This window comes from Erwinia piriflorinigrans CFBP 5888 (assembly GCF_001050515.1).
Classification (GTDB): Bacteria; Pseudomonadota; Gammaproteobacteria; order Enterobacterales; family Enterobacteriaceae; genus Erwinia; species Erwinia piriflorinigrans.
In genome coordinates, this window is the sequence record NZ_CAHS01000020.1 from 1 (window position 1) to 20,520 (window position 20,520).

General features: G+C 57.9%; 16 protein-coding genes. 11 read left to right on the plus strand and 5 right to left on the minus strand.

Translation table 11 applies throughout. The features are described from left to right. From uca to ettA, 10 genes are all read left to right on the plus strand, one after another. Positions 1-2,673, plus strand: a 2,673-nt coding sequence (gene uca, locus EPIR_RS14130; RefSeq protein WP_048697724.1) for an urea carboxylase, incomplete at its 5' end; no start/stop codon positions are given. Positions 2,674-2,683: 10 nt separating this feature from the next. Beyond that, positions 2,684-3,394, plus strand: a complete 711-nt coding sequence (locus EPIR_RS14135; protein WP_023656132.1) for a GntR family transcriptional regulator — start codon at positions 2,684-2,686, stop codon at positions 3,392-3,394. 16 nt (positions 3,395-3,410) lie between these two features. Beyond that, complete coding sequence (gene urtA / locus EPIR_RS14140; RefSeq protein ID WP_023656133.1) at positions 3,411-4,679, plus strand: urea ABC transporter substrate-binding protein; 1,269 nt, start codon at positions 3,411-3,413, stop codon at positions 4,677-4,679. Positions 4,680-4,735: 56 nt separating this feature from the next. Beyond that, positions 4,736-6,295, plus strand: coding sequence for an urea ABC transporter permease subunit UrtB (gene urtB, locus EPIR_RS14145; protein ID WP_023656134.1), 1,560 nt, complete (start codon positions 4,736-4,738; stop codon positions 6,293-6,295). After that, complete coding sequence (gene urtC / locus EPIR_RS14150) at positions 6,295-7,371, plus strand: urea ABC transporter permease subunit UrtC (RefSeq protein WP_048697740.1); 1,077 nt, start codon at positions 6,295-6,297, stop codon at positions 7,369-7,371. The genes urtB and urtC overlap by 1 nt, the downstream gene beginning before the upstream one ends. Beyond that, the gene (urtD, locus tag EPIR_RS14155) at positions 7,364-8,155 is read left to right on the plus strand and encodes an urea ABC transporter ATP-binding protein UrtD (RefSeq protein WP_023656136.1); all 792 of its coding nucleotides are present in this window, start codon (positions 7,364-7,366) and stop codon (positions 8,153-8,155) included. Before urtC ends, urtD begins: the two co-directional genes overlap by 8 nt. Position 8,156: 1 nt before the next feature. Continuing rightward, on the plus strand, positions 8,157-8,855 hold the full coding sequence (urtE, locus tag EPIR_RS14160) for an urea ABC transporter ATP-binding subunit UrtE (RefSeq protein WP_023656137.1): 699 nt from the start codon (positions 8,157-8,159) through the stop codon (positions 8,853-8,855). A 123-nt stretch (positions 8,856-8,978) separates the two neighbouring features. Next, positions 8,979-9,731, plus strand: a complete 753-nt coding sequence (gene deoR / locus EPIR_RS14165; protein ID WP_023656138.1) for a DNA-binding transcriptional repressor DeoR — start codon at positions 8,979-8,981, stop codon at positions 9,729-9,731. A gap of 152 nt (positions 9,732-9,883) precedes the next feature. Further along, positions 9,884-10,294 carry a hemolysin XhlA gene (locus EPIR_RS14170; RefSeq protein WP_240987367.1) on the plus strand — a complete coding sequence of 137 codons (411 nt, stop codon included), beginning with the start codon at positions 9,884-9,886 and terminating at the stop codon, positions 10,292-10,294. A 344-nt stretch (positions 10,295-10,638) separates the two neighbouring features. Next, positions 10,639-12,306, plus strand: a complete 1,668-nt coding sequence (gene ettA, locus EPIR_RS14175) for an energy-dependent translational throttle protein EttA (protein WP_023656140.1) — start codon at positions 10,639-10,641, stop codon at positions 12,304-12,306. 64 nt (positions 12,307-12,370) lie between these two features. On the opposite strand, the gene EPIR_RS14180 is transcribed toward ettA, so the two are convergent. Next, entirely contained in the window at positions 12,371-13,252 is an 882-nt protein-coding gene (locus tag EPIR_RS14180; protein WP_048697727.1) for a LysR family transcriptional regulator, read from the minus strand. Positions 13,253-13,349: 97 nt separating this feature from the next. Here EPIR_RS14180 and EPIR_RS14185 point away from each other — a divergent pair, with 97 nt between their 5' ends. After that, positions 13,350-14,351: a zinc-binding alcohol dehydrogenase family protein gene (locus tag EPIR_RS14185; RefSeq protein ID WP_023656142.1), complete on the plus strand. Its 1,002-nt coding sequence runs from the start codon at positions 13,350-13,352 to the stop codon at positions 14,349-14,351. 93 nt (positions 14,352-14,444) lie between these two features. Here the strand turns inward: EPIR_RS14185 and EPIR_RS14190 are convergent, their stop codons facing one another. From EPIR_RS14190 to radA, 4 genes are all read right to left on the minus strand, one after another. Next, complete coding sequence (locus tag EPIR_RS14190) at positions 14,445-16,184, minus strand: POTRA domain-containing protein (RefSeq protein WP_048697729.1); 1,740 nt, start codon at positions 16,182-16,184, stop codon at positions 14,445-14,447. A 61-nt stretch (positions 16,185-16,245) separates the two neighbouring features. Then, a complete protein-coding gene (locus tag EPIR_RS14195) occupies positions 16,246-17,505 on the minus strand; it encodes a collagen-like triple helix repeat-containing protein (protein WP_023656144.1) in 1,260 nt (419 codons plus the stop codon). 353 nt (positions 17,506-17,858) lie between these two features. Beyond that, positions 17,859-19,085: a multifunctional transcriptional regulator/nicotinamide-nucleotide adenylyltransferase/ribosylnicotinamide kinase NadR gene (gene nadR / locus EPIR_RS14200; RefSeq protein WP_023656145.1), complete on the minus strand. Its 1,227-nt coding sequence runs from the start codon at positions 19,083-19,085 to the stop codon at positions 17,859-17,861. 49 nt (positions 19,086-19,134) lie between these two features. After that, complete coding sequence (gene radA, locus EPIR_RS14205) at positions 19,135-20,517, minus strand: DNA repair protein RadA (RefSeq protein WP_023656146.1); 1,383 nt, start codon at positions 20,515-20,517, stop codon at positions 19,135-19,137. Positions 20,518-20,520 lie beyond the last annotated feature (3 nt).

The following is a 20,520-nucleotide window of genomic DNA, read 5'->3' on the forward strand; positions in this document are numbered from 1 at the left end:
GCAGGCGAAGCGCCGGACTGGGAGCGCATGGCGCAGCCGCCACGAGGCGCTTCAATTGAAGTGCGCCTCTACGCCGAAGATCCGCTGAAAAACTTCCAGCCCAGCCCCGGCGTACTTACCGACGTCTGTTTTCCGCCGGATGTCCGTGTCGACAGTGGCGTTGACAGCGGCAGCGAGGTTTCCGCCTTCTACGATCCGCTGATCGCCAAGCTGATTGTGCACGGCGAAGATCGCGCGGCGGCGCTGGAAAAAATGCAGACCGCCCTGAATGAAACGCGCCTGCACGGCATTGCCAGCAACCTTGACTATCTGCGCCAGGTCATCGCCAGCGAGGCATTTCGCAGCGGACAGATATGGACCCGCCTGCTGGACAGCTTTACGCCGCACGCCCCGATGGTGGAGGTGCTCCAGCCAGGCACCTGGAGCAGCGTGCAGGATTATCCGGGCCGCCTCGGCTACTGGGATATCGGCGTACCGCCGTCCGGCCCAATGGACGATTACGCGTTTCGCCTCGCCAACCGTATCGTCGGTAATGCCGAAGAGGCCGCCGGGCTGGAGTTTACCTTGCAGGGGCCAACGCTGCGCTTTCACAGCGACACGCTGATCGCCCTGACCGGTGCGCTCTGCCCCGCCACCCTCGACGACGATGCGGTGAGCTGGTGGCAGCCGCTGGCGGTGAAAGCCGGGCAGACGCTGACGCTGGGCCGTATGCAGCAGGGCTGTCGCACTTATCTGGCGGTGCGCAACGGTTTTGACGTGGCGGAATACCTCGGCAGCCGTTCTACCTTCGCCCTCGGTCAGTTTGGCGGCCATGCCGGACGGACGCTGCGCGTGGCCGATATGCTGGCGATCTCGCAGCCGTCACTTGCCGCCTGTACCACGCCAGCGCCGGTGAGCGATCCGCAGCCGCTGCCCGTGGCCGCGCAGCCGGTGTACGGCGATGAGTGGCATATTGGCGTTCTGTATGGCCCGCACGGCGCGCCGGACTTCTTTACTCATCAGTCGATCGACAACTTCTTTGCCGCCGAATGGCAGGTGCATTACAACTCTAACCGCCTCGGCGTACGGCTGGCAGGGCCGAAACCCGGCTGGGCGCGGCTGAACGGCGGTGAAGCCGGGCTGCACCCTTCTAACGTTCACGACTGCGAATATGCCATCGGCGCGGTGAACTTTACCGGCGATTTTCCGGTGATCCTGACGCGCGACGGCCCAAGTCTCGGCGGCTTTGTCTGCCCGGTGACCATCGCCAAAGCTGAGCTGTGGAAAGTCGGCCAGGTTAAACCGGGCGACCGCATTCGTTTCCATCCGATTGGCGTTGAAGAAGCCAGCGCGCTGGAGCAGGCGCAGACGTACACCATTGATACGCTGAAGCCCGGTCAGGTTCCCGCCTTTGCGGCACCTACGCTGGCAGCCGGTGCTAACGGATCGGCCAGCGTACTGGCGGCGATCAAAGCCAGCGCCAGTACGCCAACCGCCATTTACCGCCAGGCGGGGGATAACTATATCCTGCTGGAATACGGCGACAACGTGCTGGATCTGGCCCTGCGCCTGCGCGTCCATCTGCTGATGACCGCCCTGCATAAGGCAGGCCATCCCGGCGTAGAGGAGTTGTCACCGGGGGTTCGCTCGCTGCAAATCCGCTATGACAGCCGCATTATCAGCCAGGAAAAGCTGATGGCGCTGCTGCTTGAACTGGAGAGCGACCTCGGCGACGTCAGCCGGATGCAGGTGCCGTCACGCATCGTCCATTTGCCGCTGGCGTTTGAAGACAGCGCCACCCTGGGCGCCGTCGAGCGCTATCAGCAGACCGTCTGCGCCAGCGCCCCCTGGCTGCCGAATAACGTCGATTTTATCCAGCGCATCAACGGCCTGAGCAGCCGCGAAGCCGTCAGTCGCACCCTGTTTGACGCCAGCTATCTGATCCTCGGTCTGGGTGATGTCTATCTCGGTGCGCCCTGTGCAGTACCGATCGATCCGCGTCACCGTCTGCTGAGTTCAAAGTACAACCCGGCGCGCACCTTTACCGCCGAGGGCACGGTCGGCATCGGCGGCATGTATATGTGCATCTACGGCATGGACTCCCCCGGCGGCTACCAGCTGGTAGGCCGCACCTTGCCAATCTGGAACAAATTCCTGAAAAACGAACAGTTCACCGCCGGAGAACCCTGGCTACTGCGCTTCTTCGACCAGGTGCGTTTCTACCCGGTCAGCGAGGCAGAACTGGAGATGCTGCGCGATGATTTCCGTGAAGGCCGCGCCAGTATTCGCATCGAACAGTCGACGTTTGATTTCGCCGAACATACGCAATTCCTGCACGATAACGCGCCATCCATCGCTGAATTCCGCCAGAAGCAGGCCAGCGCTTTTGAAGCCGAAGTGGCACTGTGGGCGCAGGAGGAGGAGGATGCTGCGCCACTCACCGCCACAGAGACGCTGCCGGCCCCGCTGGAGGAGGAAGGCGGCTGCCTGGTCAGTGCCGATCTCAACGGCAATATCTGGAAAGTGCTGGTGCAGCCGGGCGATGAGGTGGCAGCAGGTCAGCCGCTGATTATTGTCGAGGCGATGAAAATGGAGCTGGCGATCCACGCCCCGCAGGCCGGGCGCGTCAAACGGGTCGTCTGCCAGCCCGGACGCCCGGTTACGCCCGGCGATACGCTGCTGTGGCTGGAATAAGGGGATGTCTATGAGCACATCACCGCAGCCCGGCAATAAAGTTCGCCCGGAGGCGCTGGCCGACCGGGTTTACCTGGCGCTGAAAAACGACATTTTCGATTTCCGTCTGCTGCCGGGGGATCGCTTCAGCGAAAGCGAGATCGCCACCCGCATGGCGGTCAGCCGCACGCCGGTGCGCCAGGCGCTGTTCCGGCTACAGCGTGAAGGCTTTGTCGATGTCGGGTTCCGCAGCGGCTGGCAGGTGCGGCAGTTTGATTTTGCCTGGTTCGAGGAGCTGTACGATCTGCGCATCGTGCTGGAGTGCGAAGCGGTAAAACGCCTGTGCCTGATGCCCCCCGCGCTCAGTGCGGAACTGCTGGAGCCGCTAAGCGCTTTCTGGATAAATCAACCGCGCCTGGAGGATGGCATCACCGTGGCGCAGCACGACGAAGCCTTTCATATCGCGCTGGTCACCACGGCGGGCAATGGTGAAATAGCGCGTATCCACCGCGAACTGACGGAGAAAATACGCATTATCCGCCGCCTTGATTTCACCGATGAGGCGCGGATTGACGCCACTTATCACGAACACGCGCGCATCTTACGCGCGGTACTGAACCAGCAGCATGAGGAAGCGCAGCGCATCCTCACTGACCATATTGCCATCAGCAAGGCCGAGGTGAGGAAAATCACCCTTCACCGCTTGCAGCAGGCAAGGCTACACACCGTTTCGTCCACATAATTTCAGGGGAATACCGATGAAAAGACGTTCACTGCTCAAGGCCTTTGCACTCTCAACCACCGTCGCCGCCATGGGACTGGCGTGGAGCGCGCAGGCTGCTGACACCATCAAAGTAGGCATTATGCATTCGCTGTCAGGTACGATGGCCATCTCCGAAACGCCGCTCAAGGAGGTGGCGCTGATGACCATCGACGAGATCAACGCGCAGGGCGGCGTGCTGGGCAAAAAACTGGAGCCGGTGGTGGTCGATCCCGCCTCCAACTGGCCGCTGTTCGCCGAAAAGGCGCGCCAGCTGCTGACCCAGGACAAAGCGGCGGTGGTGTTTGGCTGCTGGACGTCGGTATCACGCAAATCGGTGCTGCCGGTGTTTGAGGAAATGAACGGCCTGCTGTTCTACCCGGTGCAGTATGAAGGCGAAGAGATGTCGCCCAACGTGTTTTACACCGGAGCCGCGCCAAACCAGCAGGCGATCCCGGCGGTGGAATACCTGATGAGCGACGACGGCGGCAGCGCCAAACGCTTCTTCCTGCTGGGAACCGATTATGTGTACCCGCGCACCACCAACAAAATTCTGCGCGCCTTCCTGCACAGTAAAGGCGTGAAGGACAACGATATTGCCGAGGTCTATACGCCGTTTGGCTACAGCGATTACCAGACCATCGTCGCCAACATCAAAAAATTCTCTGCCACGGGCAAAACGGCGGTGATCTCCACCATCAACGGCGATTCCAACGTCCCCTTCTATAAAGAGCTGGCTAACCAAGGGATCAGGGCCACCGAAGTGCCGGTGGTGGCTTTCTCGGTGGGTGAAGAGGAGCTGCGCGGCATTGATACTAAACCGCTGGTCGGCAACCTGGCCGCCTGGAACTACTTTGAGTCGCTGGATAACCCGACCAATGCCAAATTTGTTGCTGCCTACAAAGCCTGGGCCAAAGCGCACAGGCTGCCGAACGCCGATAACGTAGTGACCAATGACCCGATGGAAGCCACTTACGTCGGCATCCATATGTGGGCGCAGGCGGTGGCAAAAGCAGGGACAACCGATGTGGATAAAGTGCGTGCGGCAATGGCCGGACAGACGTTTACCGCCCCGGACGGCTTCACGCTGACGATGGATAACAGCAACCATCATCTGCATAAACCGGTGATGATCGGCGAAATCGCCGATAACGGCCAGTTCAACGTGGTGTGGCAGAGTGATAAGCCGGTACGCGCCCAGCCGTGGAGCCCGTTTATTGCCGGTAACGACAAAAAGCCTGACCACCCGGTAAAAAGCAGCGATTAATTTCATTAGCCCGGGGCGGGTAATACCGGCCCCTTCTCCCAGTGCGGAGCCCTGATATGACGCGATTTCTGTTATTCCTGCTGCTGTGCCTGCCGTGGCTTGCCCAGGCCGGGCCGGCGGCAGATTTTGCTGCGGCCAGCCGCAGCGCTCAGCTACAGCTCCTGCAACAGTGGGCCGCCGCGCCGCATGCCGCACGCCTGCCGCTGCTGCTGGCGCTGCATCAGGAAAACCTGGTGCTGGACGAGAACAAACGCCCCTTTACGCAAATTAATGGCGTCCTGACGCCGCTGGAAGGCAGCGCCACGGCGGTCAATCCGGTTAAAAAGCTGTTTATTAACAACCGCCTGCGCGTGGCGATAGCCACTACCCTCGCCGCGCACCAGCTGGCAGATCCACTGGCATCCATCCGCCTCAATGCCGCACGCACCCTACAGAGCGATGCCCACCCCGAGTGGCTGGCGCTGCTGCAACAACATCTGACCGGCGAACAGGACCCGGCGGTACGCGCGGTGCTGGCACAGGCCGTTGCCGCGCTGCAACTCGGTGATAGCCATCCGGAGGTGCGCCTTGCTGCGGTCAGGCTGCTGGGGGAGACCAGCGATGCGCAAAGCCAGGCCAGCCTTGAACAGCTGCTACAGCCGGAGCATGAGGCGGATGCCGACGTACGCGCCGCTGCCGCCCATAGTCTGCAAAAAATCCACCATCGCCTGCTGGCCGGAGACCTGCTTGGCCAGGCGTTTAGCGGTTTATCCCTCGGATCGGTGCTGCTGCTGGCGGCCCTGGGGCTGGCGATCACCTACGGCCTGCTTGGCGTGATCAATATGGCGCACGGTGAAATGCTGATGATCGGTGCCTATGCCACCTGGATGGTGCAGCACCTGTTCCAGCGCTTTGCGCCGGAATGGCTGGCATTCTATCCCCTGCTGGCGCTACCAGCGGCGTTCTTTCTCACCGCCGCCATCGGCATGGCGCTGGAGCGCACCATTATTCGCCATCTGTACGGCCGTCCGCTGGAAACCCTGCTCGCCACCTGGGGCATCAGCCTGATGCTTGTCCAGCTGGTGCGCATGCTGTTTGGCGCACAGAACCTGGAAGTGGCCAACCCGGCGTGGCTCTCCGGCGGCTGGCAGGTGCTGCCAAACCTGGTGCTGCCGTATAACCGCCTGGCGGTGATGCTGTTTGTGGTCGGCGTGCTGGTGCTCACCTGGCTGCTGCTGAATAAAACCCGTCTCGGCCTGAACGTGCGCGCGGTAACGCAAAACCGGGCGATGGCCGACTGCTGCGGCGTGGCAACCGGGCGTGTTGATATGCTGGCATTTGGCCTCGGCTCCGGCATTGCCGGGCTGGGCGGCGTGGCGCTGTCGCAGCTGGGTAACGTCGGGCCGGAGCTGGGCCAGGGCTATATTATTGATTCCTTCCTGGTGGTCGTCACCGGCGGCGTCGGCCAGCTGGCAGGCACCGTATTTGCCGCACTTGGCCTCGGTATCCTGAATAAGTTGCTGGAGCCACAAATCGGCGCGGTGCTGGGTAAGATCCTGATTCTGGTGGCGATCGTGTTGTTTATCCAAAAACGGCCGCAGGGGCTGTTCGCGCTGAAAGGGAGGGTAATTGATTGATAACACAACCATTAACGCTGCGCGCCGCGCGGCAAGCGCCGCGCCTTACCGTCGTGCTGGGCACGGTGCTGCTGCTGGCCCTGCTGCTGCTGCCCTTGCTGGCATTGCTGCCGCAGGAGAACCCGCTGGCGATCTCCACCTGGACGCTGACGCTGGTCGGCAAGATCCTGTGCTATGCGATTGTCGCCGTGGCGCTCGACCTGGTGTGGGGCTATGCCGGGCTGCTGTCGCTCGGTCACGGGCTGTTCTTCGCCCTCGGCGGCTATGCGATGGGCATGTATCTGATGCGCCAGGCCGCCGGTGACGGACTGCCCGCCTTTATGTCGTTCCTGTCGTGGAATGAACTGCCGTGGTTCTGGGCAGGCACCCAGCATTTCGCCTGGGCGCTGTGCCTGATCGTACTGGTTCCCGGCGTGCTGGCGCTGCTGTTTGGCTGGTTCGCCTTCCGCTCGAAAATTAAAGGCGTCTACTTCTCAATTATTACCCAGGCATTGACCTATGCGGGCATGCTGCTGTTCTTCCGCAATGAAACCGGCTTCGGCGGCAACAACGGCTTTACCGGTTTTACCACGCTGCTTGGCTTCCCGGTCAGCGCCACCGGGACACGTATCGCGCTGTTTATCGCCACCGTTTTGCTGCTTATAACCAGCCTCGGGGTAGGATTTGCCCTGGCGCGCAGCAAGTTTGGCCGCGTGCTGACGGCGGTGCGCGATGCGGAAAACCGCCTGATGTTCTGCGGCTACGATCCGAAAGGTTTTAAGCTGTTTGTCTGGACGCTGTCTGCCGTGCTCTGTGGACTGGCCGGGGCGCTGTATGTGCCGCAGGTCGGCATTATCAACCCGGGTGAAATGTCGCCAACCAACTCGATTGAGGCCGCCATCTGGGTGGCGCTCGGCGGGCGCGGTACGCTGATTGGGCCTCTGCTGGGCGCGGGCATCGTCAACGGCGCAAAAAGCTGGTTTACCGTTGCCTTCCCCGAGTACTGGCTGTTTTTCCTCGGACTGATGTTTATTCTTGTGACGCTGTGGCTACCGCATGGCGTGATTGGCCTGCTGCGCCGGAGGAAGCATGACTGAACAGCCGTTTACCCAACCTCTTCCGGCGGATCGCCATCGTCAACACAGCGATCCGGTGTTACAGCTGGAAAAGATTAACGTCACCTTTGACGGTTTCAGAGCGCTGACCGATTTGTCATTACAGATTGGCGTGGGCGAACTGCGCTGCGTGATCGGCCCCAACGGCGCGGGAAAAACCACGCTGATGGATGTGATAACCGGAAAAACCCGCCCCGACAGCGGTCGGGTTATTTACGATCAAACCACCGATCTCACCACGCTCTCCACCGTTGAGATCGCCCGCATCGGTATCGGGCGCAAATTCCAGAAGCCGACGGTGTTCGAGGCACTCACGGTGTTTGAAAATCTGGAGATTGCGCTGAAAAGCGATAAATCTGTCTGGGCCTGCCTGCGCGCCAGATTAAACGGGATACAGCGTGACCGCATTGACGAAGTGCTGCAACTGCTGCGCCTCGGCGAACTGCGCCAGCGCCCGGCTGGTCTGTTGTCACACGGCCAGAAGCAGTTTCTCGAAATCGGCATGCTATTGGTGCAGGAGCCGCATCTGCTGCTGCTGGATGAACCGGCAGCAGGCATGACCGACGCGGAAACCGCCTGGAGCGCCGAGCTGTTCCGCCAGCTTGCCGGTAAGCATTCACTGATGGTGGTAGAGCACGATATGGGGTTTGTCGAAACCATCGCCGATCATGTCACGGTGCTGCATCAGGGCCAGGTGCTGGCGCAGGGATCGCTGCGTGAAGTGCAGGAAAATGAGCAGGTTATAGAAGTTTATTTGGGGCGCTAACATGTTACAGGTTACTGAACTGCATCAATATTACGGCGGCAGTCATATTCTGCGCGGCCTATCGTTTGAGGCCAAATTGGGCGAGATAACCTGTCTATTGGGGCGTAACGGCGTGGGGAAAACCACCCTGCTGAAGTGCCTGATGGGGCTGGTGGCGGCAAGATCCGGTAGCCTGAACTGGCAGGAAACATCGATAAATCATCTCAAGCCGCACCAGCGAGTGCAGGCGGGTATCGCCTATGTTCCGCAGGGGCGCGAGATATTTCCGCGTCTGACGGTAGAGGAAAACCTGCTGATGGGGCTGGCGCGTTTCTCCGGCAGCGCGGCTAAGCAGGTGCCGCAGGAGATCTGGCAGCTGTTTCCCGTGCTGCAAGAGATGAAGCAGCGGCGCGGCGGCGACCTGTCCGGCGGCCAGCAGCAGCAGCTGGCGATCGGTCGGGCGCTGGCCTCTCGGCCGCAGCTGCTGATCCTCGATGAACCGACCGAAGGGATCCAGCCCTCGGTGATCAAAGAGATCGGCGCGGTGATCCGCCAGCTGGCCAACCGGGGCGATATGGCAATCCTGCTGGTGGAACAATTTTACGACTTTGCCGCCGGGCTGGCCGATCATTACCTGGTGATGTCACGCGGTGAAATTGTCCAGCGCGGTTCAGGCAGGGATATGGCGAAGGACGACGTCCGTAGTCTGGTGGCCATTTAAACGCGGATGAGCGGATAGCCCCAGAGTTTACGGCGCAATCTTGTTAAAGGTAAACTGCAAAATGCCTGGTACTCACCCGGTCAGCTTTACCTTCTACTCATCCGCGATAAGGGAAGAAATATCATGGAAACCCGGCGTGACAAGCGCATCAACAGGCTGTCCCAGGCATTGCAACGTACCGCTAAAATGCATCTGAAAGAAGCGGCTCAGCTGCTCGGCGTCTCCGAGATGACCATTCGCCGCGATCTGAGTGAAGGTTCGGGGGCTGTGGTTCTGCTCGGCGGCTATATCGTCAGCGATGCGCTTCAGAAGCAGAGTCACTATTTTGTTTCCGACCAGCAGGCGCAGAATGTCGAGCGTAAACGCCTGCTGGGGCAACTGGCGGCGACAATGATCCACGCCGATGAGACGGTCTGGTTTGACTGCGGCACGACCATCCCGTGGATTATCGATGCTATTGACGGCGAGCTGCCCTTTACCGCCGTATGCTGCGCGCTTAACACCTTTCTTGCGCTGAAAGAGAAACCCGCCTGTCGGGTGATCCTGTGCGGCGGAGAGTACCGCCCGGATAATGCGATTTTTACCCCGATCGGCCAGCCGTCACTGATGGAGAGCCTCTGCCCGGACAAAGCCTTTATCTCCGCAGCTGGCATCAGCCTGCAACAGGGGGCCAGCTGCTATAACCTCAACGAGCTGCCGATCAAACATCTGGCGCTACAGCGCTCACGCCAAAAAGTTCTGGTAGCGGACAGCAGCAAATTTGGCCAGGTACTGCCCGCGCGCATTGCCTCCCTCAGCGCCTTTGATCTGTTGATTAGCGATGCGCATCCGCCTGAAGCACTGCCGATTGCGGTTGCCACACCAGGCTGCGACTGAAACCGGATGAAACTCCGCATCTTTATTATGATGCTCCTCGCAGCAATCCATTTTGAGGCCTGACAGCCTGGCAAAAAGTTTTGTAGACTCGCCTTCAAGCTTAGAAAGCGACCTGTCTTAGCATGAGCTGATTGAAATGCTGAAGACCATCATTGATAAACGGACAGTTTTTTTACACTTATATCAAGGAGAAGATGATGAACAGACTAAAACTATCTGAAATGAATAGCGGCGCTAAGCCATCACGACCAGGGCAAGAGGAGGGTTACGGTGGATTAGCAGGCTATGGTATTGGCGGCGGTAGGGATGATGAGATCGATATTAAAATGTCCCGACTGGCAACCGATGTCGAATATATCAGGCATGATGCGGCTGAAATTAAATCAGACGTCAGAGCAATTGATTCCAGACTGATCAACATTGAAACCGGCATCGGTGCGGTTAAATCCGCGCTTAAATCTTCTGCTGCCGTTATCAGTATTGGGTTTGCTCTCTGCGCCTGTGTGTTTGGCAGTTATGTTTTAAAGATACTTGATGCCCTGAATGGCTTAGTGCTGCGTTAATTTTCCTCGCGGCCACCGCCTTACACATTCACCACGTTGAAAGCGTTATGCCGTCTTTCCTGGCAGGGATCCATTCGCATCGGGTAGCTGGCGATTGCTATACTAGGTGCTCAATCAGTGACAGCTGTGATAACGCGCGAAAAAACGCTAAAATCTGGCCCGTCATGTCTGGCCTTCGCACCGCACCTCTGCGTGCTGGCGTTTATCAGCCGCAGCCGACACGGAAATTATTGCGACGCAGATGGAGCATCACCGGCTGGCATACGCCATGCCCAGACTGGAAAAATGCCCAATAAGAAGTTCAGGCTACCTCAGAAACCCGTAAACCAGAGGCTCAAACTAACGTGGCTCAATTCGTTTATAGCATGCACCGCGTGGGCAAAGTCGTCCCGCCGAAGCGTCATATTTTAAAGAACATCTCCCTCAGCTTCTTCCCAGGGGCCAAGATCGGCGTGCTGGGTCTGAACGGTGCGGGTAAATCCACCCTGCTGCGCATTATGGCCGGTATCGATAAGGATATTGAAGGGGAAGCGCGCCCACAGCCGGGAATAAAAATCGGCTATCTGGCGCAGGAACCCCAGCTGAATCTGGAACACAGCGTGCGAGAATCGGTAGAAGAAGCGGTTGCCGAAGTGGTTGGCGCACTGAAACGCCTTGATGAAGTGTACGCTCTGTACGCGGCAGAAGACGCTGACTTCGATAAGCTGGCGAAGGAGCAAGGCGTGCTGGAAGAGATTATCCAGGCGCACGATGGCCACAACCTCAATACCCAGCTGGAGCGTGCTGCCGATGCGCTGCGCCTGCCGGACTGGGATGCGAAAATCGCTAATCTGTCGGGGGGTGAGCGTCGCCGCGTCGCCCTTTGCCGTCTGCTGCTGGAAAAGCCGGACATGCTGCTGCTCGACGAACCGACCAACCACCTGGATGCCGAATCCGTGGCCTGGCTGGAGCGCTTCCTGCACGACTTCGAAGGCACCGTGGTGGCCATTACCCACGACCGTTACTTCCTTGATAACGTTGCTGGCTGGATTTTGGAGCTGGATCGCGGTGAGGGTATTCCGTGGGAAGGTAACTACTCCTCGTGGCTGGAGCAGAAAGATGCGCGTCTGGCCCAGGAAGCCTCTTCCGAAGCCGCTCGTCGTAAATCGATTGAGAAAGAGCTGGAGTGGGTGCGTCAGGGTGCCAAAGGCCGCCAGTCAAAGGGCAAAGCCCGTCTGGCACGCTTTGAAGAGCTGAATAATACCGACTACCAGAAGCGTAACGAGACTAACGAACTGTTTATTCCACCTGGCGCGCGCCTTGGGGATAAAGTTTTAGAAGTCAGCAACCTGCGTAAATCCTACGGCGACCGCCTGCTGATTGACGATCTCAGCTTCTCTGTGCCTAAGGGCGCGATTGTCGGTATTATCGGCCCGAACGGCGCGGGTAAATCTACCCTGTTCCGCATGATGTCCGGTCAGGAACAGCCTGATTCCGGCAGCATCGTGCTGGGAGATACCGTGAAGCTGGCGTCGGTCGATCAGTTCCGCGACAGCATGGATAACAGCAAAACCGTATGGGAAGAAGTTTCCGGCGGGCAGGACATCATGCGCATCGGCAATACCGAAATGCCAAGCCGTGCCTACGTCGGTCGCTTTAACTTTAAAGGGGTCGATCAGGGCAAGCGCGTGGGTGAGTTGTCCGGCGGTGAACGCGGTCGTCTGCATCTGGCTAAGCTGTTACAGGTTGGCGGCAACGTGCTGTTGCTGGATGAACCGACCAACGACCTGGATATCGAAACCCTGCGTGCGCTGGAAAACGCCCTGCTGGAGTTCCCCGGCTGCGCGATGGTTATCTCGCATGACCGCTGGTTCCTTGACCGTATCGCCACCCATATTCTGGATTATCAGGATGAGGGCAAGATCGAGTTCTTCGAAGGTAACTTCACCGAATACGAAGAGTACAAGAAACGCACGCTGGGCGCCGAAGCGCTGGAGCCGAAGCGCATCAAGTACAAGCGTATGATCAAGTAATCCCTGCCGCGGCCTCCCGGAGGTCGCTACGGTGACTGAAGGGTCGATCCAACGAGATCGGCCCTTAGCGATAAAATTCGCGCAATATTTCTGACTGCATGGCGAAATCAATAAAGCGCGACAGCGCCGGTGAGTTCAGCTTGCGGCTTGGATAAACCAGCCACAGCTCATTGCCCTCCACTTCCCACTCCGGCAGCACCTGCACCAGCTTTTCACCGCTTAAAAAACGCGGCAACAGAGTGATGCCACCCGAAGAAAGCGCACACTCGCGCGCATAGACCAGATTATCCGTCATATGGGTAGGTGGCAGCAGCCAGCGGTAATATTCATCGTTGCGCTTTAACAGCCATTCATTCCAGGCACGATGGGCGATACAGCGATGCTCCGACAGCTGGCGGGGATGAGAGAGCGTCGGGTAACCCGCAAGATAACCCGGCGATGCCACCAGCAAACGCCGGCAGTAGCCAATACGCCGACCAATCAGCGATGAATCCTGCGGCCGTCCGGTACGCAGCGCCACGTCAAACCCATCCTGCACCAGATCGCACATCTCATCTGAAATTGAGACTTCCAGCGTCACGTCAGGGTATTTCTGCTGAAAGGCGGTGTTAACCCGAGCAAGCAGGGTCGCGCCAATACCGGCTGGAGAAGTGATGCGCAAGCGCCCGCTGGGATTATCACGCAGTCGTTCAATCGCCAGTCCGGCCCTTTCGCTGGCCTGCAACATCTCCTGACAGTGCACCAGATAACGCTCACCGGCAAAAGTCAGGTTGAGCTGGCGCGTGGTGCGGTTGATCAGCCTGAGTCCCAATGCCTGCTCCAGCTGGCTGATGCGTTGGCTGACGCTGGATTTTGGTAGCCCCGCACGCACGGCGGCCGCCGTGAAGCTGCCGCATTCGGCAACCAAGGCAAACAGGGCCATATCCTGTAACTGTTTAAACACGATTGTTCATCCTGTACGAACACTGAGTGCGTTATTGTCCATCTTATCATCAACCCAATTGTTGCCTACACTGAATATCACCTCATTAAGGAGAGACATCATGACGCATAAAGCCATTGCGATTAACCCGGAAAATCCACAACAGTTTATCGAAATCCAGCGGCCGCAGTTGACCCCCAACGAATACGACCTGCTGGTGGAAGTGAAAGCCGCTTCAGTCAATCCAGTCGATACTAAAGTGCATAAAGGCGCGCAGAAAAACGGTCTGCAACAGCCGCAGGTGCTCGGCTGGGATGCCAGCGGTGTTGTCCTGGCGACAGGCAGCAAGGTTAGCGGTTTTAACGTGGGTGATGAGGTTTTCTATGCCGGTGATATTACCCGCCCCGGTAGTAACGCCACGCATCAGCTGATTGATGCACGTATTACTGGCCACAAGCCAAAAACGCTCAACTGGGCGCAGGCGGCCGCCATCCCACTGACCGCGCTGACCGCATGGGAAGGCTTGTTCGATCGTCTGCATATCGACAGTGAAGGTGAAGGTAAAACCTTACTGATCGTCGGCGGGGCTGGCGGCGTAGGATCGCTGGCTATTCCCTTTGCGAAACTGCATAGCAAGGTGAAAGTGATCGCCACCGCCTCACGCCCGGATTCGGTACAGTGGTGTCTCGATCGCGGTGCTGATCTGGTGATCAACTATCATGATATGCCGGCCGAGTTGGAGAAGCATGGCCTGAAGCAGGTTGACTACATTTTCTGCCTGAACGATACCGATGGTCACTGGCAGGCTATGAGCCAGCTGATTGCGCCACAGGGCCAGATTTGCACTATCGTGGAAAACGCCGGGCCGCTGGATATGGAGCAGCTTAAGCTGAAAAGCGCCGCGCTGCATTTTGAATTTATGTATACCCGCAGCATGTTTACCACCCCGGACATCGCTCGTCAGGGAGAGATCCTTGATGCCACTGCACAGCTGTTGGATCAAGGAAAAATAACCACATCGCTGAGTAAGACCCTGCACGGTTTGAGCGTCGAAACGCTGTCTGAAGCGCACCGCCTGGTGCTTGAAGGCCATATGCGCGGCAAAGTGGTATTAGTGTACTAAGTGCGCCGGTCGATCCTGCCAGCCAGGATCGGCCTGTTCCCTTATCCGGTGCAGCCTAACTCTTTGCGCTGCATTCTCTTTCGAGACACGGTATCAGCTGCCATTGTTAAAGTTATAAGTAAAGGTCGCGCTGAAACGCCAGTCGCGCTTGCTGCTGTCAATCGGCACATCCCCTATCGGACGCGCGGCTTCCAGCGACAGGGCGTAGTGTCGGTTATCGCCGAACGTCACCCCCGCCCCATACGATGCCAGTTTCTGGCTGGCCAGCCCCGACTGATGAAAGGCGGTGCGGGCCGCGTCGACCATCACATAAGGCTGAATGGTTTTCACCCAATCTCCCGTGCTGCGATCGTGCAGATAACGCATCTCAACGTGGCCGCCCATGCCGTAATCCCCCGTGGCATCTGAATCGGGATAACCACGGCCAAAATGGAACGCGCCAAAGGTGAGGCGTTCCGGCTCTGGCAATGAACTGTTGGACCAGTCTCCTTCTATGGCGCTACTCAGACGCCATTTTTGATTAAATACCCAGGCGGCATCACCATTGAAACGCCAGCGGGTAAAAGAGAGATCCGCAGGACTGGTGGTATTGCTGGCACCCAGACCGTTTACCCCCTGACGCACGCTGAAACGCGTACTCCAGCTGGCCTGCTGATACTGATGGCTGCCGGATAGATTCAGCTCGACCGCCGGGTAACGGATTTGCTGATTGATAGCGGGCAAAACAGCCGTCTGCCCACCCTGCTCGGCCTGTAGCGTATAGTCATAGCGCTTATGCACATAGTCCAGCTCTCCGCCCAGGCTCCACTGCTGCTTTGCCGTAAGTAGCAGCGGATAGTTCAGCCCTATTCCGGCGTTGTACAGCACCTCTTTCTCGCGCGCATTGATATTAACGCCATTGGGTTCGGTTAATAGCGTGGTGAAATCCCTGGGGTTTTGGTTGAGATAACTGCCTTTTACCTGTAGCTGTAGGCCATCATCACCCAGATATTGTTGGTAGTTAAGCCCCAGATACGATTCACGAGTCTGCTTATTCAATGGAATGATGGTGGCAATGCCCAATTGCTCACCATAGGGCGTTAATCCGCTTAGCGTGGCGCTCACTAAATCCAGACTTTGCTTTTTGCGCACATCCAGGGTGTTAATCACATTCCAGTTATGGGTACGCTGCGCGTTAACATCCAGATCGGTCGCGCCATAAATATTGTCAGGACTGTTAGCCGTTGCTTTGACTTCAGTATCCGGCGTTCTCGCCATCAGCATACTGTAACGATCGAAGGTATCCTGAGTCAGGGGTTTCTCTGCCATAATCCGTTGTGACAAAGCGCCCAGCCACCGCCCCACCTGTAGGTTATCGCTGTGTATCCGGCTGTGAGCAACATATCCTTCCACCAGGCCGATAGTCAGCACTCCCTGGTGGAAATTATCCGCCGGGATATAGGCATAGGAGAGAGGATAACCATCGCGATGATAGCGTTGCGTAAGGCTGTCCGTCGCTGCCAGTAGCGCCTGAACGGAAACCTTTTTCCCCATCAGCTGATTGAATGGCTGTGTTAACGTTGCCAGCGGATAGCGGGTTCCGCCAATAAAGTGGATACGATCAACGGTGACCTGGGTTTGCAAGGTCATTGCAGGCGTAGAAGCCGCTAATTTAGGTAGCGATCCGGCCGGTGCTAGCGGCTGCGCAGCTTCGGGGGCGGGGACATATCTGGACTGCCGGGTGGGATTATTGGCATCGATGAGCGTTGGCAGCGTTTCGCCCGTACTTTGACCACTGACAACAATGATAACAACAACAACGTTTGATTTTATTTTCAAAATAGTTGTCTCCACTTAACCCATTCCGGGCAAAAAAGCCCCCTGCTGGCAGGGGGCATATAAAGACATTCCGTTGTTATTTTTGCGGCGGGATTAATCCCGAAGTCAGTCCAGATGTTAAGCCGTTCACCGTATTACCAATAACCGGTAAACCAGCGGGTGAAGACGCGCCTGTAGGCGTGGTGACGATATTACCCAGTGACCCACCCACCGCTGTCGATCCTCCAACCGTGGTCATGACATTACCGAGTGGTGCGCTCGCCGCTGCCGTTCCTGTACCACTGAGTGACAGGCTGCCACTGAGCAATCCACCTGATGAGCCATTACCCGACGGGGTGACCAGACCACCTACCTGTGAAACCGCTGCCCCGCTGTTCTGTACAGCCTGACCCACACCGCTTAAAGCAGGTGCGACGGTGCTGATTTGCGTTCCGATGCCGCTCACCGTGTTACCTGCACCGCTAAGCAAACCGCTGGCTGGCGCGCCTAATCCCGTCGCACCACCCACGCCCTGAGTCACGCCCTGTACCTGTCCAACCAGCGGAGTCACCAGGCCAGTTGCGGCAGAGGTAATACCGGATGCGGGCCCCGTTTGCAGACTCTGTGCCAGACCGTTTCCCGTTGAGGTCACCAGTCCCCCGGCCGAGCTGACCAGGCCGCCACCGGTGGCCGTCACGCCAGCAAGCGGCGTGTTAGCCGTTGCAGCGGACAGTGAACTTCCCAGCCCGCTAATACCGGTTCCAAGATTAGCCCCCCCAGTGGCAACCCCGGCGGCGGTCACGCCGATAGCATTAGGATTGCTACCTAACTGGCCGACACCGTTTTGTATGCCACTACCGATGGAGGAAACGGCATGACCTGAGCTATCAAGTATTGTGGCAACGCCCGAGCCAACAATCGGTAGACTGCCAACTGGCGTCTGAGTGGCAATGCTACCAATCTGAGAGCCAATATTGCCGGTCGCCGCCCCCACGCTGTTAAGAATAGTGCCGGTGTTCAACACGCCGGAGCCAGAACCTCCGCCACTGCCCGAGATACCACCACTGCCCGATATACCGCCACTGCCAGATATACCGCCACTGCCCGATATACCGCCACTGCCAGATATACCGCCACCGCCCGATGTACCACCACCGCCCGATGTACCGCCACCGCTCGATGTACCACCACCGCCAGAGTAACTCCCATTAGTGCCACTGCCGGAACTGGCAGCAGCGGTTGGTTTTGCCGTATGGCCCGAACTACCGCCGCCACCACCACTACAGGCAGCCAGGGATAATGCAAGCAGGATTGCCAGCCCAATCTTTCCCGGGCGGCCAGGGTTGCCAGGGCGCATGATATGCCCTCCACAATGAATACGCCTGTTAGCGTACTTTAAGTGTATGCGTTTTTGCATTTAATGCGATGCGGGGATAATGTTTATTTTTTGAGCAACCAGATGATAGCTAAGCCCCTCATTTTCAATGTAGTAGGACGAAGTATCGATATGTAAAAAAAGAGAAAAAATGGATGAAGACTCTGGGGTGGGACTCACTGAGAACGCGATCACAAACGTAAAAATAGCCTCGGATGACCGTTTATCGCCTCTAAACTCTTCGCAGCGGGGGAACAGAAAGGTGACAGTGACAGCCGTGCCACATAACGCCCGGCTTACCAAGCGTTATGTTCACAGACGGCGCGGAGGTACAATTATGCGCCGAGCATCTCTTTTACCAGCTCCACGCAGCGTAGAAAACGTTCATCGTAGTTATCCTGATCCACATGGATATAGCTGATGCCGTTCTCTTCCAGCATGGAAACCAGCAGCGCCTGGAACTCTCGGCGATCCACCGAGCTGCCCAGGCTGCGTAATCCGTCTGCCACCCAGGGCACGTTGTTTTCTACCAGGATCACCAGGTCGAAACGATACTCAGCGATCAGAGCCTGCACAAACGGATGTTCACGCCCTTCATACTTTTTGCAGAACGCCTGGGTGGTGACAAAGTCGGTGTCGACGAATGCCACTTTGTTAGCATATTTCACCGCAAAGTCGATGTATTGCGCCTGGCCGAGAGCGATTTTGTCGTAATCGGAGTACTGCAACGCCATTTCATCGCCGCCCAGATGTGAGAACACGTAATCACGGCCAAATTCCCAGGCGCTGGTGGTATTGAAGATATTAGCCAGCTTATTGACCAGCGTCGACTTGCCGCTCGACTCACCGCCGAGGATCGCCACGGTGCGCACAAAGAACGGCTTTACCTCGGTGGGAATATATTCCCAGTAGCGGAACGGGTCCTGACGGATCTGACCGCCGCTGATATTCATAAATGAACGCTTCGGATCGATCAGCACGGCTTCCACGCCGAGGTGAGCGCGGAACTGCGGCGCATCGGCCTCTTCACTGGTATAGATCAGATCCGGAATAATGCCCCGATCCGCCATAAATTCCTGAATACCACGGCTCCAGACGTCCCAGCCGTGCGGATACGGTTCCATCCCTTCTTCATTAAAGGCGTGAATGCGGATGTTCTTCTGGTATTTGAACGTTTGCAGCAGCCAGCGCAGACGGTCGCTCACCGTTGGCTGCTGCGACATGGCGCTATCTTCAAACAGCTTACGGTCACGCGGCTCGTCGTAACCCATTATAATATGCAGCTCGTCAACCTGGCTACAGGCGCGCTGGATCAGATAAATATGGCCGGTATGCAGCGGGTAGAACTTGCCTACTACCACGCCAATGCTCTTTTCCCGACGCGGAAACTCCAGCCCGAGGAAGCGGTGTAGCGCCTCCAGCTTCTGCGCACTGGGGCTTTTAATCTTGGCATTCAGCAACTGGCTAAGATACCCCTTAGTCATGCCGCTGGCATCGGCCACCTTTTGCAGAGTACAGCCCTGTTGCCGGATAGCGCTTTTCAGATAGTCAAAAGACGACACGTATGCCTCCTGCAGTATCAGCGAACCGTACCGGCCCGCGTCATGTCATTTATAGGTCGTCAAGGATGGCCAGAGCATCGGCCAGCTTCTTCACACCGTACACTTTCATATTTTCCGGCGGCTTCTTCGGCACGTTGGCGGCAGGCACAATCGCACGGCGGAATCCATGTTTGGCCGCTTCAGAAATACGCTCTTGCCCGCTGGGCACCGGGCGTATTTCTCCCGCCAGCCCCACTTCCCCAAAAACGACTAAGTCCTGCGGCAGAGGGCGATCGCGCAGGCTGGAGACCATCGACAGCATCAGCGCCAGGTCGGCGCTGGTTTCCGTCACCTTTACGCCGCCGACCACATTAACAAACACGTCCTGGTCGGCCATTTGCAGGCCGCCGTGGCGATGCAGCACCGCCAGCAGGATCGCCAGACGGTTCTGCTCCAGGCCTACGGCGACGCGCCTGGGATTCCCCATCATGGAGTGATCCACCAGCGCCTGGATCTCGACCAGCAGCGGGCGCGTTCCTTCCCACAGCACCATCACCGAGCTGCCGGAAGTGATTTCATCCCCCCGGCTTAAGAAGATAGCTGACGGGTTGCTGACTTCGCGTAGCCCCTGCTCGGTCATGGCAAACACCCCCAGCTCATTGACCGCACCAAAGCGGTTTTTATGGCTGCGCAGAGTACGAAAGCGCGAGTCAGCGTCGCCATCCAGTAGGACGGAGCAGTCGATACAGTGCTCAAGCACTTTAGGCCCTGCCAGCGAACCATCTTTGGTGACGTGGCCGACCATAACAATAGCCACGCCTTTGGTTTTGGCAAAACGCGTGAGATAGGCGGCGGTTTCACGCACCTGGGCAACGCTGCCTGGCGATGACTGGATATCCGCCATATGCATCACCTGGATCGAGTCGATCACCATCAGCTTAGGCTGCTCCTGCTCGGCGATCAGGCAGATCTGCTCAATGCTGGTTTCCGACAACATATTCAGATTGCCGGTGGGTAATCCCAGCCGATGGGCGCGCATCGCCACCTGTTGCAGCGACTCTTCCCCGGTGACGTACAGGGTTTTCATCCCCTCGGCCAGCTTGCACAGGGTTTGCAGCAACAGGGTACTTTTCCCGGCCCCGGGATTACCGCCGATCAGAATGGCACTGCCCGGCACCACGCCGCCGCCGAGCACGCGGTCGAACTCTTTAAAACCGGTCGAGAAGCGCGGCAATTCATCAAGGCTGATTTCCGACAGCTTCTGCACCCGGCTGGGCCCGGCGCTGCCGGCATAACCCGTCAGGCGTTCATTGCGTGCCACGGTGGGCGAAGCCGCCAGGCGCACTTCGGTGATGGTGTTCCAGGCATGGCAGGCACTGCATTGCCCCTGCCAGCGAGGATAATCTGCGCCGCATTCATTACAAACAAAAGCGCGCTTTACCGCTTTGGCCAAATC